The sequence below is a fragment of the Paenibacillus sp. FSL R5-0517 genome, from assembly GCF_037974355.1.
GTDB lineage: Bacteria > Bacillota > Bacilli > Paenibacillales > Paenibacillaceae > Paenibacillus.
The window spans coordinates 1-17,093 of record NZ_CP150235.1 but is presented as its reverse complement, the minus strand read 5'-3'; the positions used below and the strand labels follow the sequence as shown (position 1 = coordinate 17,093).

General features: G+C 47.8%; 9 protein-coding genes and 2 rRNA genes. 1 reads left to right on the top strand and 10 read right to left on the bottom strand.

What is annotated here, in order from left to right:
- Positions 1–34: 34 nt before the first annotated feature.
- The 4 genes from MKX40_RS00055 to gyrA form a co-directional block, all read right to left on the bottom strand.
- Positions 35–2,960, bottom strand: a 23S ribosomal RNA gene (locus tag MKX40_RS00055).
- A gap of 312 nt (positions 2,961–3,272) precedes the next feature.
- Positions 3,273–4,824, bottom strand: a 16S ribosomal RNA gene (locus MKX40_RS00050).
- Together the 16S and 23S rRNA genes form the textbook arrangement of a ribosomal RNA operon.
- 470 nt (positions 4,825–5,294) lie before the next feature.
- On the bottom strand, positions 5,295–6,413 hold the full coding sequence (locus MKX40_RS00045) for an HD-GYP domain-containing protein (protein WP_339238913.1): 1,119 nt from the start codon (positions 6,411–6,413) through the stop codon (positions 5,295–5,297).
- 223 nt (positions 6,414–6,636) lie between these two features.
- The gene (gene gyrA / locus MKX40_RS00040) at positions 6,637–9,201 is read right to left on the bottom strand and encodes a DNA gyrase subunit A (RefSeq protein ID WP_339238911.1); all 2,565 of its coding nucleotides are present in this window, start codon (positions 9,199–9,201) and stop codon (positions 6,637–6,639) included.
- 426 nt (positions 9,202–9,627) lie between these two features.
- Here gyrA and MKX40_RS00035 point away from each other — a divergent pair, with 426 nt between their 5' ends.
- The gene (locus MKX40_RS00035) at positions 9,628–10,578 is read left to right on the top strand and encodes a YheC/YheD family protein (protein ID WP_339238910.1); all 951 of its coding nucleotides are present in this window, start codon (positions 9,628–9,630) and stop codon (positions 10,576–10,578) included.
- Positions 10,579–10,664: 86 nt separating this feature from the next.
- Here the strand turns inward: MKX40_RS00035 and gyrB are convergent, their stop codons facing one another.
- The 6 genes from gyrB to dnaA form a co-directional block, all read right to left on the bottom strand.
- The gene (gyrB, locus tag MKX40_RS00030) at positions 10,665–12,575 is read right to left on the bottom strand and encodes a DNA topoisomerase (ATP-hydrolyzing) subunit B (RefSeq protein ID WP_339238908.1); all 1,911 of its coding nucleotides are present in this window, start codon (positions 12,573–12,575) and stop codon (positions 10,665–10,667) included.
- A gap of 144 nt (positions 12,576–12,719) precedes the next feature.
- Entirely contained in the window at positions 12,720–12,968 is a 249-nt protein-coding gene (locus MKX40_RS00025) for an extracellular matrix/biofilm biosynthesis regulator RemA family protein (protein WP_017691405.1), read from the bottom strand.
- Between the two features lie 13 nt (positions 12,969–12,981).
- Positions 12,982–14,094, bottom strand: a complete 1,113-nt coding sequence (gene recF / locus MKX40_RS00020; RefSeq protein WP_076216624.1) for a DNA replication/repair protein RecF — start codon at positions 14,092–14,094, stop codon at positions 12,982–12,984.
- Positions 14,095–14,151: 57 nt separating this feature from the next.
- Complete coding sequence (yaaA, locus tag MKX40_RS00015; protein ID WP_036611994.1) at positions 14,152–14,367, bottom strand: S4 domain-containing protein YaaA; 216 nt, start codon at positions 14,365–14,367, stop codon at positions 14,152–14,154.
- 16 nt (positions 14,368–14,383) lie between these two features.
- A complete protein-coding gene (gene dnaN / locus MKX40_RS00010) occupies positions 14,384–15,526 on the bottom strand; it encodes a DNA polymerase III subunit beta (protein WP_017691408.1) in 1,143 nt (380 codons plus the stop codon).
- 220 nt (positions 15,527–15,746) lie between these two features.
- Positions 15,747–17,093 carry a chromosomal replication initiator protein DnaA gene (dnaA, locus tag MKX40_RS00005; RefSeq protein ID WP_339238906.1) on the bottom strand — a complete coding sequence of 449 codons (1,347 nt, stop codon included), beginning with the start codon at positions 17,091–17,093 and terminating at the stop codon, positions 15,747–15,749.

The following is a 17,093-nucleotide window of genomic DNA, read 5'->3' as shown; positions in this document are numbered from 1 at the left end:
ATTCGAAACGAAACATGCGAACTATCACTTGCTATTGGATAAGCCCTCGACCGATTAGTACTGGTCAGCTCCATGCATTGCTGCACTTCCACCCCCAGCCTATCTACCTCGTCGTCTTCAAGGGGTCTTACATACTGGGAAATCTCATCTTGAGGGGGGCTTCACGCTTAGATGCTTTCAGCGTTTATCCCGTCCGTACATAGCTACCCAGCGGTGCTCCTGGCGGAACAACTGGTACACCAGCGGTACGTCCATCCCGGTCCTCTCGTACTAAGGACAGCTCCTCTCAAATTTCCTACGCCCACGACAGATAGGGACCGAACTGTCTCACGACGTTCTGAACCCAGCTCGCGTACCGCTTTAATGGGCGAACAGCCCAACCCTTGGGACCTACTTCAGCCCCAGGATGCGATGAGCCGACATCGAGGTGCCAAACCTCCCCGTCGATGTGGACTCTTGGGGGAGATAAGCCTGTTATCCCCAGGGTAGCTTTTATCCGTTGAGCGATGGCCCTTCCATGCGGTACCACCGGATCACTAAGCCCGACTTTCGTCCCTGCTCGACTTGTAGGTCTCGCAGTCAAGCTCCCTTATGCCTTTGCACTCTTCGAATGATTTCCAACCATTCTGAGGGAACCTTTGGGCGCCTCCGTTACTCTTTAGGAGGCGACCGCCCCAGTCAAACTGCCCACCTGACACTGTCCCCGCACCGGATTACGGTACCAGGTTAGAACCTAGATACGATCAGGGTGGTATCCCAACGTTGCCTCCACGCAAGCTGGCGCTCACGCTTCAAAGGCTCCCACCTATCCTGTACAGATCGTACCCAAATTCAATATCAAGCTGCAGTAAAGCTCCATGGGGTCTTTCCGTCTTGTCGCGGGTAACCTGCATCTTCACAGGTATTAAAATTTCACCGGATCTCTCGTTGAGACAGCGCCCAAGTCGTTACGCCATTCGTGCGGGTCAGAATTTACCTGACAAGGAATTTCGCTACCTTAGGACCGTTATAGTTACGGCCGCCGTTTACTGGGGCTTCGGTTCACAGCTTCGGATTGCTCCTAACCACTCCCCTTAACCTTCCAGCACCGGGCAGGCGTCAGCCCGTATACTTCGCCTTACGGCTTCGCACAGACCTGTGTTTTTGCTAAACAGTCGCTTGGGCCTTTTCACTGCGGCCCCCTCGTGCTATTCACACTACCGGGGCACCCCTTCTCCCGAAGTTACGGGGTCATTTTGCCGAGTTCCTTAACGAGAGTTCTTCCGCGCGCCTTAGAATACTCTTCTCGCCTACCTGTGTCGGTTTGCGGTACGGGCACCTTCACCTGGCTAGAGGCTTTTCTTGGCAGTGTGAGATCATGACCTTCGCTACTACAATTTTCGCTCCCCATCACAGCTCAGCCTTACGATGTGCGGATTTGCCTACACATCAGCCTCACTGCTTAGACGGACATCCATCAGTCCGCGTCACTACCCTACTGCGTCCCCCCATTGCTCATAACGGCTTACGGTGGTACAGGAATTTCGACCTGTTGTCCTTCGACTACGCCTTTCGGCCTCGCCTTAGGTCCCGACTTACCCTGAGCGGACGAGCCTTCCTCAGGAACCCTTAGGCTTTCGGCGGATCAGATTCTCACTGATCTTTTCGTTACTCATACCGGCATTCTCACTTGTATAATGTCCAGCGCTCCTTACGGTACACCTTCAACCCTTATACAACGCTCCCCTACCCCTGATGCAAAGCATCAAGCCATAGCTTCGGTGGTGTGTTTAGCCCCGTTACATTTTCGGCGCAGAGTCACTCGACCAGTGAGCTATTACGCACTCTTTCAATGGTGGCTGCTTCTAAGCCAACATCCTGGTTGTCTGTGCAACTCCACATCCTTTCCCACTTAACACACACTTGGGGACCTTAGCTGATGGTCTGGGCTGTTTCCCTTTTGACAATGGATCTTAGCACTCACTGTCTGACTCCCGGAAGTAAGTCTATGGCATTCGGAGTTTGACTGAGCTTGGTAACCCTTGCGGGCCCCGCACCCAATCAGTGCTCTACCTCCACGACTCTGTTTTCCGAGGCTAGCCCTAAAGCTATTTCGGGGAGAACCAGCTATCTCCGAGTTCGATTGGAATTTCTCCGCTACCCCCACCTCATCCCCGCACTTTTCAACGTGCGTGGGTTCGGGCCTCCAGTGCGTGTTACCGCACCTTCACCCTGGACAGGGGTAGATCACCCGGTTTCGGGTCTACGTCCACGTACTACATCGCCCTATTCAGACTCGCTTTCGCTGCGGCTCCGGCTCTTCACCTTAACCTTGCACGGGAACGTAACTCGCCGGTTCATTCTACAAAAGGCACGCCATCACCCCTAAAACGGGCTCTGACTTTTTGTAAGCACACGGTTTCAGGTTCTATTTCACTCCCCTTCCGGGGTGCTTTTCACCTTTCCCTCACGGTACTGCTTCACTATCGGTCGCTAGGAAGTATTTAGCCTTGGCAGATGGTCCTGCCGGATTCATACGGGGTTTCACGTGCCCCGCACTACTCGGGATCCGTCTCGGAGAGAATCAACTTTCAATTACAGGGCTTTTACCTTCTTTGGCGGGCCTTTCCAGACCTCTTCGTTTAACTGACTCCTTTGTAACTCCATGTGAGACGTCCCACAACCCCAAAGAGCAAGCTCTCTGGTTTGGGCTTCTCCGCGTTCGCTCGCCGCTACTGACGGAATCACTATTGTTTTCTCTTCCTCAGGGTACTTAGATGTTTCAGTTCCCCTGGTATGCCTCTACATAACCTATGTATTCAGTTATGAGTAACTGGAAATTACCCCAGCTGGGTTTCCCCATTCGGACACCCCCGGATCAAAGCTTGCTTACAGCTCCCCGAGGCAGTTTCGTTGTTCGCCACGTCCTTCATCGGCTCCTAGCGCCTAGGCATCCTCCGTGTGCTCTTAGTAGCTTAACCAAATTGCTCCGGTTTCGATCGCTCGCTTCCCTTGTTTTGGACTGCGTCCAAAACCAAAAGTCGCTCCCACTCGATACCATCGCAACAGCAATTAACTACCGTTTTTATTGAAACTTGTTATACACAAGTTCAGCTAAAAAGGAATGTTCTAATTCGCGTTTGTTTCGTTTCGATATCTAGTTTTCAAAGAACAAGCTCCATGCAAAAGCAAGCTGTTTGAGAGTTTGAGCTCTCAAAACTGAGCAACGAGTGAGTAGTTTGCAGCTGAGCTGCATATTTGAATGTTTCCACGCGGGAAACGATTCTCCATAGAAAGGAGGTGATCCAGCCGCACCTTCCGATACGGCTACCTTGTTACGACTTCACCCCAATCATCTATCCCACCTTCGGCGGCTGGCTCCTTGCGGTTACCCCACCGACTTCGGGTGTTATAAACTCTCGTGGTGTGACGGGCGGTGTGTACAAGACCCGGGAACGTATTCACCGCGGCATGCTGATCCGCGATTACTAGCAATTCCGACTTCATGCAGGCGAGTTGCAGCCTGCAATCCGAACTGAGACCGGCTTTTTAGGATTCGTTCCACCTCGCGGCTTCACAGCCCGTTGTACCGGCCATTGTAGTACGTGTGTAGCCCAGGTCATAAGGGGCATGATGATTTGACGTCATCCCCACCTTCCTCCGGTTTGTCACCGGCAGTCACCTTAGAGTGCCCATCCGAAATGCTGGCAACTAAGATCAAGGGTTGCGCTCGTTGCGGGACTTAACCCAACATCTCACGACACGAGCTGACGACAACCATGCACCACCTGTCTCCTCTGTCCCGAAGGAAAGATACATCTCTGCATCGATCAGAGGGATGTCAAGACCTGGTAAGGTTCTTCGCGTTGCTTCGAATTAAACCACATACTCCACTGCTTGTGCGGGTCCCCGTCAATTCCTTTGAGTTTCAGTCTTGCGACCGTACTCCCCAGGCGGAGTGCTTAATGTGTTAACTTCGGCACCAAGGGTATCGAAACCCCTAACACCTAGCACTCATCGTTTACGGCGTGGACTACCAGGGTATCTAATCCTGTTTGCTCCCCACGCTTTCGCGCCTCAGCGTCAGTTACAGCCCAGAGAGTCGCCTTCGCCACTGGTGTTCCTCCACATATCTACGCATTTCACCGCTACACGTGGAATTCCACTCTCCTCTTCTGCACTCAAGTCACCCAGTTTCCAGTGCGATCCGGGGTTGAGCCCCGGGATTAAACACCAGACTTAAATGACCGCCTGCGCGCGCTTTACGCCCAATAATTCCGGACAACGCTTGCCCCCTACGTATTACCGCGGCTGCTGGCACGTAGTTAGCCGGGGCTTTCTTCTCAGGTACCGTCACCTTGAGAGCAGTTACTCTCCCAAGCGTTCTTCCCTGGCAACAGAGCTTTACGATCCGAAAACCTTCATCACTCACGCGGCATTGCTCCGTCAGGCTTTCGCCCATTGCGGAAGATTCCCTACTGCTGCCTCCCGTAGGAGTCTGGGCCGTGTCTCAGTCCCAGTGTGGCCGATCACCCTCTCAGGTCGGCTACGCATCGTCGCCTTGGTGAGCCGTTACCCCACCAACTAGCTAATGCGCCGCAGGCCCATCCCCAAGTGACAGATTGCTCCGTCTTTCCAGTTTCCTTCAGGCGAAGAAAACAATTATTCGGTATTAGCTACCGTTTCCGGTAGTTGTCCCAAACTTGAGGGCAGGTTGCCTACGTGTTACTCACCCGTCCGCCGCTAAGTCTCAAAGAAGCAAGCTTCTTATCAACTCCGCTCGACTTGCATGTATTAGGCATGCCGCCAGCGTTCGTCCTGAGCCAGGATCAAACTCTCCAATAAAGTATTGAAAAGAGCGATAAGCTCATTTTGAATCTGACGAGATTAAAAATCTCAATTGTGCTCCAGTCGATTCAAGCCAAGGCTTGTTTCAAACTTTCGCGTTCATTCTGCAAGCAGAATGTTTACTCACTCGTTGTTCAGTTTTCAAAGATCAAACTTGTTTCGTGACCGAACGTTGTTCTCTTCAGCAACTTTTATATCTTATCACATCCGAACCAACTTTGCAAGCTCTTTTTTTAAGTTTCTTTCGAAGCTTATTTGATTTGCTTGCCGCACTGTGTAAGCCGTGTTTTCTTGGCCGGAATTAGAATATACCATGTACAGATTTTGATTGCAAGTCTTTTTTTGATCGAATTATACATTCTCTTAATAATCTTTTCTTGTATATCTACAATTCATATATATCTCAGAACGAAAAGGCCTCTCTATAAAAGAAAGACCCTCTCCTCAAAATGCCCTAATATCTATAGTTAACCGATAACCTCTTGGATGTGAAGCTGCCTTTGCTGCATTAGGTTAATGATCGTTCCTTCTACTGACACCATAGGCCGTGTAGGATGATCTCGATCAGAGAATACGATCTCTCCAATCTGGTTATTGCTGAGTTTTACTCGGATGCCATTATGGATCTGGGTTGATCGTTGAACAAATACACGTACAATTGCAGGATCCAATTTTCCAAATGCCTCACTCTGGATCTGTTCTAGAACTAGATACGGTGATTGTGCCTTACGGTAAATCTTCTCCAGTGTCATGGCGTGGAAAATATCAGCGATAGCTACGATTTTAGCGTAAATATGAATCTGCGTCCCACTAAGCTGCAACGGATAACCTGATCCGTCAACTTTTTCATGATGCTGCAAAGCAGCAAGTCTGGCGCCCTCATTAATAGCCTTTGCCTGTTTAAGAATCTGGTAACCATATTTGGTGTGCTGCCGGATCTCATTCTGCTCTGTAACGGTTAACGTAGAAGGCTTATGGAGAATTTGCGGATCTACTTTGTTATTACCAATATCATGGAACAAGCCTGCAAACGCGACTTGCATCCAATCCTTGGAGGGAAGATCTATCCACTGGGCCAGTTGGTAGGATGTGATTGCACTCAGTACAGCATGGTGATACACATAATCATGTTCTTGCATTACTCGTGGACTGAAGGTAAGCACATTATATTGTTTGAGATGTGCAAACACAGCCTCTAACTGTGTACGCAGCTCATATACAGGCAATTCAGCCGCCAGAGAGGACAAGAACGCATTTTTGGTCAGTCCTACCATCTTTTCATACTCATCCTGTAGAGACGTTGTTACAGGGGCTGTGCTGACATTCCCTGTCTTCGCTGTCCGTTCACCATTCTTCTCGTTTGCTGTACTTCCTGCAGACGCAGATGCACCCTTGGTTCCTGTATTACTTGATCCCATTCTCTCGTGCTCAATATCCACCTGGTGAATCATAAAGGCTTTGAGCACTTCCATATCCTTGGGTAAAATGACTTTGCCCTTCTGAAGCAAAACGTTGCCACGAAGCGTTTGCACATCACTCCCAAGTTTGAGTCCTGGTTTGACTTCTGACAGGGTGATAAGTCCCATGTATATTCCCCTCACTCATCGTTCTTCTATGTTAAAAACAAACAAGACCATAGTCCCGGTTTTTCATGATATTTCCCATTATATTACTCAGAAATGAGGCTGTACATCCTAGATTCGAAAGAATAGAAGAAGAGATCCCTTTATACAACAAAAGGGCTCCCACTGGGAGCCCTCGCAATCTTTTTCCAATCTCCAAGAGATCGGTTTATATAACATTCTAGGTTTATGCTTCCGAACCGGAATCGTCGTCCTCAACTTCAGCATCTGCATCCGCGTCAGAAAGGGTTCCTTCTTCCAGGCTTACTGCGGGAGCTTGGGTTTCCCCACCTTCCATGCCTTCAAGTGACTCATCGTCTGGTTCTTCTTCATTTTTGTCAATCCGGCTGACTGTAGCTACTGAATCTTCGTCACGAATATGAATCAGCTTCACACCCTGCGTGTATCGACCCATCGTGGATATGCCTTCCATGCTCATCCGGATCAACGTACCGCTAGACGTAATAATCATCAGATCCTCTTCGGTTTTAACCATCTTGAGGCTGACTACTGCGCCGTTCTTCTCTGTGACATTAATCGTCTTAATCCCTTTACCGCCACGAGTCTGCATTCGATAGTCACTCACAGGTGTACGTTTACCGTAACCTTTGGCTGTAACGATCAGAACATCGAGATCTTTATCGACTACATCCATGCCGATAACGGCATCCTGTTCATCCAATGTGATCCCTTTAACCCCGGTTGCACTACGTCCCATGGAACGTACATTACTTTCGGAGAATCGAATAGACATTCCGTGAGCTGTACCCATAATGATCTCTTGCTGTCCATCGGTCAGCTTAACATCAATTAGAATGTCATCATCACGCAAGGAAATACCGATCAAGCCGCCTTTGCGGATATTGGTGTAATCCTCAAGTGGCGTTTTCTTCACGACCCCTTGACGGGTAGCAAAGAACAAGAATCTGTCACTTTCAAATTCTTGAACCGGAATCACGGCATTAACCGATTCACCCTGCTCAATCTGGATCAGGTTGATAATCGGTGTTCCCCGTGCGGTACGTCCAAGCTCTGGAATCTCGTACGCTTTGAGACGATACACCTTACCTTTGTCGGTGAAGAACATGAGGTAGTTGTGAGAGTTGGTTACGAACAGATGCTCAACAAAGTCAGTATCTTTCGTATCCATACCCACAACCCCACGTCCACCACGTTTCTGGCTGCGGTATGTGGATACCGGCAGACGTTTCACGTAGCCTGTATGGGTAATCGTAATGATAACCTCTTCGCGTGGAATCAGGTCCTCATCCAGAATACTCTCTTCACCTACAGTGATCTCTGTACGACGATCATCACTAAAGCGGTCGCGAATCTCTTGCAGCTCTGTGCTGATAATTTCAAGCACCAAATGTTCATTGGCCAGAATTTCGCGATACTCTCTAATTTTGACCATCAGTTCGTTGTATTCATTCTCAATACGTTCGCGTTCCAGACCTGTGAGGCGTTGCAAACGCATATCGAGAATCGCTTGAGCCTGATCATGACTGAGTGAAAAACGCTCAATTAAACCTTCTCTGGCTGCATCTGCATTACTGGAAGAACGAATCAATGTAATAATCTCGTCGATATGATCCAGCGCAATGCGCAAGCCTTCTAGAATATGTGCACGAGCTTCAGCCTTCTTCAGTTCAAACTGCGTACGTCTGCGAATAACCTCAATCTGATGCTGCAGGTAGTGATACAACACTTCACGCAGGTTCAGGATTTTAGGTTCTTTATTCACAATCGCAAGCATGTTAATTCCGAAAGTGGATTGCATCGATGTGTGTTTGTATAGGTTGTTCAGAACAACACCCGGATTCACGTCTCTACGAAGCTCAATTACAATCCGCATACCATTACGGTCAGACTCATCACGAAGGTCGGTAATGCCATCAATCTTTTTATCACGTACCAACTCGGCGATTTTCTCAACGAGTCTCGCCTTGTTCACCTGATAAGGCAGCTCTGTAACGATAATTCGCGCTTTGTTGTTATTCTCTTCGATGTTGGTTTTGGCCCGCATCGTTACTGAGCCACGTCCGGTCTGATACGCCTGGCGAATGCCTGAGCGGCCCAAAATGTAACCGGATGTAGGGAAGTCTGGTCCTTGAATGTAATCCATGAGTTCCATGGATGTAATGTCTGGATTTTGAATCATGGCCTGTACACCATCAATGACCTCACCCAGATTATGAGGAGGAATATTGGTGGCCATACCTACCGCGATCCCGCCAACCCCATTGACAAGCAAGTTAGGAAAACGAGCAGGCAAAACGATTGGTTCATGTTCTTCACCGTCATAGTTCGCCTGGAAATCAATCGTATCCTTGTTGATATCTCTAAGCATTTCCATAGCAATCTTAGACAAGCGAGCTTCCGTATAACGCATCGCTGCTGCCATGTCGCCATCGACCGATCCAAAGTTACCATGTCCATCTACATGCATATAGCGCAGGGAGAAATCCTGTGCCATCCGTACCATCGTCTCGTATACAGCAGAGTCACCGTGTGGGTGATACTTACCGATAACTTCGCCGACGATTCTGGCTGATTTTTTATGTGGTTTATCGGGGGTCATGCCGAGCTCTGACATTGCGTACAGAATACGCCGGTGAACCGGCTTCAATCCATCACGTACGTCAGGTAAGGCACGGCTAACAATGATGCTCATCGCATAATCCATAAACGATTCACGCATCTCCACGCCTATATCCCGATCTGTAATCTGAGAGTTCATTTCTTCCGCCATGCTGGACCTCCTTCTTGTCCTTCAACAAACGTTCCATTCCGTCATGCAAGAAAATTGATTATATGTGAAAAGCCTAACAAGGCTAAAACCGCGCAAGAACGCTACTCTTTATTATATTACTTTCACAAAAGTTACACAATTAAACGTCCGCTGGGCAATAGCCTTTCTTCCGGGAACTTTTGCGTCTCTGGGGATACGCCCTGCCTTCCTCCTCAATTGCACATACAATGCTAGAAATACGGCATATGTACTGTGCCCATCGAGGCTAAAGCCATTCCCGTCCTACGATCAAACTGCAAATTGTGCAGCTCATCGCACAAAACGCCATATTTCTCTATTATACCACTGAAATCGTCTCTTGTCCTTTGATTTCTCCGTGTCTTTCCCTCTTTGGAAATGAACAAAACATGAAAGGACTGATGGATCTTGGGTATCCAACGCGTCTCCAGCAAATGGGCCAAAACAGCTGTGTTACAACGCAGTCGCATGGTGAATGAATATATTCCAGTGACCCGAAAATATAGCCGTCAAACTTTGGAACGAATGACTGAATTATTCGAGTCCAACTATATCAAACCGGACCGTGGTACTTACGGTAATGGGGTCATGCGGGTGAAAACAACCCGTTTATACGAACCAGTTGTTAATTCCGACGATTACGCCACAGAAGCAGATGTTCCTGAAGAAACCAATGATCGGAACCCACCTACGGATGAACTCGAAGCAAGTGCTGTTACCTCCAGAGCTACCCAGCTCATAACAACATATCATCTCCAATACGGTACAGAGGAGAGATCCTTTCATTCCCTGGATGAACTCGAACGAGCACTGAATGATCGCATTCAGGAACGGGATTATATCATTCAACAGGGAATCTCGCTGATGAAGCATGGAGATTTGCCTTTTGACTTGCGTGTGTTGACTCAAAAAAATCTGCAACATAACTGGGAAACAACAGGTATTCTGGGACGTGTTGCTGCACCGGGCAAAATTATCACGAACATTCATGGTGGTGGACAATTGGCCACGTTTGAAGAACTCGTACTGCCCCATCTTCAACAGGATAGATTCAAAAAACTCCGCAATGAGCTATACCGTCTAGGTATCCATACCGCTGTGCAATTGCAGACATCATTTCCAAGGCTCAAAGAGATTGGTATTGATATTGCACTAGACGAAGAAGGACGTCCCTGGATTCTTGAAGTCAACACATTGCCGGGCATTTATGCTTTTGGTTTACTCCCGGACAAGGGGGCATACCGGAAGATCAAACGCTATGCAATTGCGTACGGCCGTTTGCCCGCCAAAAAGAGTAAGGCTTCTCGCCCATCCCCCAAAGCACAGGCCTCGTCTGCCAAAAAACGTGTACGTCGCTAACCACGGGTTACGGAAGTCCTCTGCCTCCTATTCCGTGATTCAAATAATATAAAAAGGCGCCCTCACAGGCGCCTCTTCGAATATCGTTAAATGTCGAGGTTTTTCACGTATTTCGCATTTTCCTGGATAAAGTCACGACGCGGTTCAACGTTATCCCCCATCAGGGTATCAAACATCGCATCAGCAAGTATGGCATCATTGATCGATACTTGCATCATAGTCCGGCTCTCCGGATCCATCGTCGTTTCCCACAATTGTCCGGCATTCATCTCGCCAAGACCTTTGTAACGCTGAACGTTAAATTTCGCATTTTCTCCGAACGTGGCAATAATTTCATCGCGCTCTTGCTCGGAACCGGCATAACGAATCACTTTGTTACGCTCAATCTTGAACAATGGCGGTTGTGCAATATATACGTAACCTGCCTCAATGATTTTACGCATGTACCGATACAGGAATGTCAGCAACAGTGTTCGGATATGAGCACCATCGACATCGGCATCCGTCATCAAAATGATTTTGTGATATCGGGCTTTGGCAATATCGAAGTCATCACCAATACCTGTACCCATCGCCGTAATAATAGCCCTGATCTCCGCATTACCCAAGATCCGGTCGAGACGAGCTTTTTCCACGTTCAGAATCTTACCACGCAGCGGCAAAATCGCTTGGAAATGACGATCACGTCCTTGCTTCGCTGATCCGCCGGCAGAGTCACCTTCGACGATGTACAATTCGCTGATTGAAGCATCCTTGGATGAACAGTCTGCCAATTTACCCGGAAGTGAGCTTACTTCGAGTGCACCTTTACGACGTGTCAGTTCCCGGGCTTTACGGGCTGCTTCACGCGCACGGGCTGCTTGCAGTCCTTTTTCCAAAATGCGGCGGGATACGGAAGGATTCTCTTCTAGGAATTCCTGCAGTTTCTCGGCAAACAAGGATTCGACAATCCCACGAACTTCGCTGTTACCCAGCTTGGTCTTTGTCTGTCCTTCAAATTGCGGTTCCGGAATCTTGACCGAAATAATAGCGGTCAAGCCTTCACGCACATCGTCCCCAGAAAGGTTACCCGTACTGTCTTTGATTACCCCCGCTTTACGGGCGTAGTCATTGATAATCCGTGTAAGGGCACTCTTGAAACCTGATTCATGGGTTCCGCCCTCATGCGTGTTGATATTGTTGGCGAAGGAATAGATATTCTCGGTGTAGTTGTCATTGTATTGCAGGGCAACTTCCACCTGGATATTATCTCTGGAACCTTCAACGTAGATTGGAGTTTCATGCAGTACTTCTCGCTTCTGGTTGAGGAAGGAGACGTATTCGATAATGCCGCCTTCGTACAGAAACGAGTTGGTTGCACCTGTACGCTCATCCGTCAGTGTAAGACCAATTCCCTTGTTCAGGAATGCCAGCTCACGAATACGGGCAAGCAAGATGTCATAATCATAAACTCTCGTTTCCGTGAAAATTTCAGGGTCTGGGTGGAACCTAACCGTTGTTCCCGTTTCTTCCGTTGTTCCAATTACTTTCAGGTCATATTGTGGAGCTCCACGACGGTATTCCTGTTGATAGACATGCCCGTCAACCTTAACTGTGACAACAACTTTTTCGGATAGTGCATTAACTACGGATACACCTACACCGTGCAAACCACCGGATACTTTGTACCCGCCGCCACCAAATTTACCTCCTGCATGGAGGACGGTCATAACGACCTCAAGCGCAGGACGTTTCATTTTGGCATGTTCACCGACAGGAATCCCACGTCCGTTATCGACAACAGTGACACTGTTGTCTTCATGGATAGTAACCTCGATATGGTCACAGTAACCTGCGAGCGCTTCATCGATACTGTTGTCCACTACTTCCCAGACCAGATGATGCAGACCTTTGGAACTGGTGGAACCGATATACATCCCCGGACGTTTCCGTACGGCTTCCAGTCCTTCAAGAACCTGAATTTCATCTGCACCATATGACGGTTGATTCATAGACATGCTTTCACCTACTTCTATAGATTCAATATCGTAAATATGCGTTAACTAATAATGTTTGCTGAAATAGGCAACGTCCTTCATTTCAGCGCCAGTTGTCCACATAAAGACAAGCAGCAAAATACACACCTTTATGCCAATGAACTACTAGAGATCAGGAAAAATGTGAGCCCTCTTTTTCAGCGTGGCTGAGGAAATTGGCGAGTAGTACACAATGTTTTTGGTCACCACAATGGACTTGGCTTCCTCCTCACCGATGTGTTCCACGGTTTTTTCCTGCTCGGCATGCGTGACATATTGCTTGGAGATCTTTGAGGATTTTTCAATTGATATATCAAAAATAGCGACCAATTCGGAAGAACGGATGATCTTCTCACCGCCCAGATGAATGTACATAAGCCCTCACTCCTTAGCGTTCAACCTGTCCGGCATGAACGTGATAAATACTGGCATCTTTGAGCTTGTCAACGTTGAGGCTCTCGATCCCCGTAGCTGTAATAAAGGTTTGCACCTTGCTCTGGAACGTTTCGATCAGCTGCGTCTGGCGAAAAGGGTCCAGCTCTGACAGAACATCATCCAGCAGCAGGACCGGATATTCTCCGATTTCTTCGTGAATCAGTTCGATTTCCGCAAGTTTAAGGGACAACGCCGTTGTGCGCTGCTGCCCCTGCGAGCCATATGTTTGTACTTCCCGATCGTTAATGAAAAAGGACAGGTCATCCCGATGCGGCCCACTAAGGGTTGTGCCTCGGCGAATCTCCTGCTCTTTCATTTGTGATAATTTTATCATAAATTGGTCCATTAAGACAGCTTCATCTTCCTCAGCGGCTTCGCTGAAGGACGGAAGGTAGGCTAGGCGCAAGACTTCCCCGCCTCCGGTGATCCCCTGATGAATCGTTTCTGCCCACTTTTGCAGTTTCTTTATGAATTGTTTCCTTTTTTTGACGATCTTAACACCATGCTCAACCAGTTGTTCGTTCCATACCTCAAGCATGGTCTGGGCTGATGCCCCTTGTCCCCAAAGCTGCTTAAGCAAATTGTTTCGTTGGACGAGCACTTTTTGGTATTGCTGCAGGTGATACAGGTAACCTGGTGCGACCTGTCCGATCTCCATGTCAAGAAACCGGCGGCGGACCCCCGGTGTGCCTTTTACAATCTCCAGATCCTCCGGAGCAAACATCACGACATTGAGTGCTCCGACAAAATCACTTAGCTTGCGCTGCTCCAGGCCGTTAATCTTTGCTTTTTTGCCTTGTTGCGACAAAGATAACTCAAGTTTGACCGATCCGTACTTTTTGTCGACCTCTGCTGCAAGTCTGGCACGTTCCTCACCGAAACGAATCAGCTCCTTGTCACGGGATGTACGGTGGCTCTTGGTGAGTGCAAGTACAAAAATTGCCTCTGCAAGATTGGTCTTGCCCTGGGCATTCTGCCCGATCAACAAGTTTACGGGACCAAAAGAGTCCAGTCTCAGATGTTCATAATTGCGGAAATTCTGCAGATCAATGCTGTTCACAAACACGCGGTAACCTCCCTTTTATCCCGTCCGTCAGGAGGCAGCAGGATCGAACTGGTCTTCTTATTCTGCGGCAACTTCGAATGTGCCTTCTCCGTCCACTTCAACGATATCCCCAGGGTATAACTTACGTCCCCGGCGTTCCTCAGGCTCTTTATTCACACGTACAAGTCCTTCCTGAAGCAAAGCTTTGGCCATACCCCCAGTTGGGATGCAATCAGCCAGTTTCAAAAATTGATCAAGCTTAATATATTCCGTTCGAATCGTAACTTGGTTCACTCTGATCTTCCTTTCGTTAGTTGGTCGTCCGATATGGCAATATCACGTAAAGGCTGTGACTGTCATCCAGCGGTTTCAAGATGATAGGACTCATGACTCCTGTAAAAGCGATCATCAGCTGCTCACTTTCAACGACTTTCAGCACATCCAGCATGTATTTGGAGTTGAACGAGATTTTTAACGGATCTCCTGTAAATTCGGCAGGTTCGATTTCTTCTCTTACTTTACCTAGCTCGGAAGAGCTTGAAGAAATTTCAACAGATCCTGAATCCATCGTTTGCATACGCACAATGTTTGTTTTCTCTTCACGCGACAGCAAATAAGCCCGGTCAATGGATTCACTTAATTTTTTTGTATCTAAAACAAGTTCTGTTTTGTATGACGTTGGAATAATTCTAGAAGTATCGGGATATGTTCCGTCCAGAATACGGGAGTAGAACAATACACGGTCGATTTTGAACAGAACCTGATTGTCTGCAACAACGATATCCACAAGCGTATTTTGATCCGGAACAATTTTGCTGAGCTCGTTCAGCGTTTTACCGGAAATGACCACGTTGTTGAAGCGGATACCTTCTGCATTATCCAGCATTGCTGAACGAGTAGCAAGACGGTGGCGGTCTGTTGCCACAAATTTCAACTCGTTGTCACCCAAACTCCAGAGTACACCTGTCAGGATTGGAGTTGTTTCATGTGTGGAAATGGAGAAGACGGTTTGTTTGATCATATTTTTCAGCAAATCTCCTGGAATGGAGACCGTTTGGTTTTCCTCGATGCTTGGCAGTACCGGGAATTCTTCCGGATCAAGACCTACCAGTTGAATCTCGGTAGCACCTGCGGAGATAAAGGTGTTGAAGTTCTCTTTGACTTCCATGTGGACTTCTTGGGATGGCAGCTTCTTAATGATCTCCACGAAAAACTTGGCTGGTAGAACTACACTGCCCGGTTGATCTACCTGAACTACGCTTTTATCTCCATCTTCAAGCGGGATGAAGGATTGAATGGATATATCGGTGTCGCTTGCTGTCAACGTTACACCTTGATGATTCACGTCGAATTTGATACCGCTCAGAATCGGAATCGTTGTACGGCTTGAGATCGCTTTGGATACTTGCTGTATGGAATCGTTTAAGTAGTTTTTCATTATGCTGATTTTCATGGTTTCACTCCTAGCTGATTTTTTGGGTGTTGGGGTGTTAAAAGGTGTTTTTCAAAGGCCGAAGGCTAAGCTCCGAAATGGCTATTTTGGAGATGATATCTTTAAGATCTTTTTAGTAATAATAGTAATAGGGGCACTGAATATGTGGATAAGTGGGTATAAACCCGTACACCCAAGCCTATCCACATGTGTATACGTTGTGCATAGGCTTGGGACTTGTTCAGGTTGGATTCTTGATTTTTTCGGTTAAGTTGTTGATAACTTTATAGAGATCCTGATCGTTTTTAATCGCTTGGGAGATTTTTTCGTGAGCATGTATGACAGTGGTATGATCTCGTCCTCCGAATGCTTCCCCGATTTTGGGCAGAGAAAAATCTGTCAGTTCACGAGAGAGATACATGGCAATCTGTCTTGGGAAAGCAACTGCCTTGGTCCGTTTCCGTGCTTTGAAATCTTCAAGCTTAAGGCTATAGTACTCGCCGACCTTTTGTTGGATGTCATGAATAGTGATCATTTTGGGGCGACTGGAAGGAATAATATCCTTCAGTGCTTCAGCTGCCAGATGAGTGGTTACATCTTGATTAGTCAGTGAAGAATAAGCAACGACCCGAATCAGGGCGCCTTCCAGTTCACGGATATTGGTGTCAATCTGGTTGGCGATGTACATCATCGCTTCATTCGGAATATCCAAGTTTTCCGCACGTGCCTTTTTACGCAAGATTGCAATCCTTGTCTCCAAATCAGGAGGCTGGATATCCGTAATTAACCCCCATTCAAATCGAGAACGAAGTCGTTCTTCCAGTGTCGGAATTTCCTTTGGTGGTCTGTCGCTGGAGATGATGATCTGCTTCCGTTCCTCATGCAGCGCATTAAACGTATGGAAAAATTCCTCTTGTGTTGATTCTTTTCCCGCCAAGAACTGAATATCATCAATGAGCAAAATGTCGACGCTCCGGTATTTGTTACGGAAGCTCTCCCCGCGGTTGTCACGGATCGAGTTAATGAATTCGTTCGTGAATTTCTCAGACGACAAATAAACAACTTTGCTGCCTGGATCATGCTCTAGAATGTAATGTCCGATCGCATGCATCAAGTGTGTTTTACCGAGACCTACTCCTCCATACAGAAAAAGAGGGTTGTAAGCTTTGGCGGGCGCTTCAGCGACCGCCAGCGATGCGGCATGGGCAAAACGGTTGCCTGGCCCGATGACAAATGTATCGAACGTATATTTCGGATTCAGCATGCTGAGTACCGCTTCTTCCTGTACAACGGTTGGCGTTGGTGCCGGCAGTTGCGGGTCCGGTTCAGCAGGCTTGTTCTCTTCAATGACAAATTTCACATCGACTTGCTTGCCAAGCAGCTCGTATACCGTCGATCCGACCAATTTGGTGTAACGGCTCTCCAGCCATTCGACGGCAAACGTAGTTGGTGCGGAAATGACGATGGAGCGGTCATTCAGTTTGGTAGCCTTGGTTGCTTTGAACCAGGTATCAAAACTGGGTTTGCTGAGTTTGTTTTGTATGATTGATAAAATTTGCTGCCATAAATCAGAAGTATGGCTGTCCAC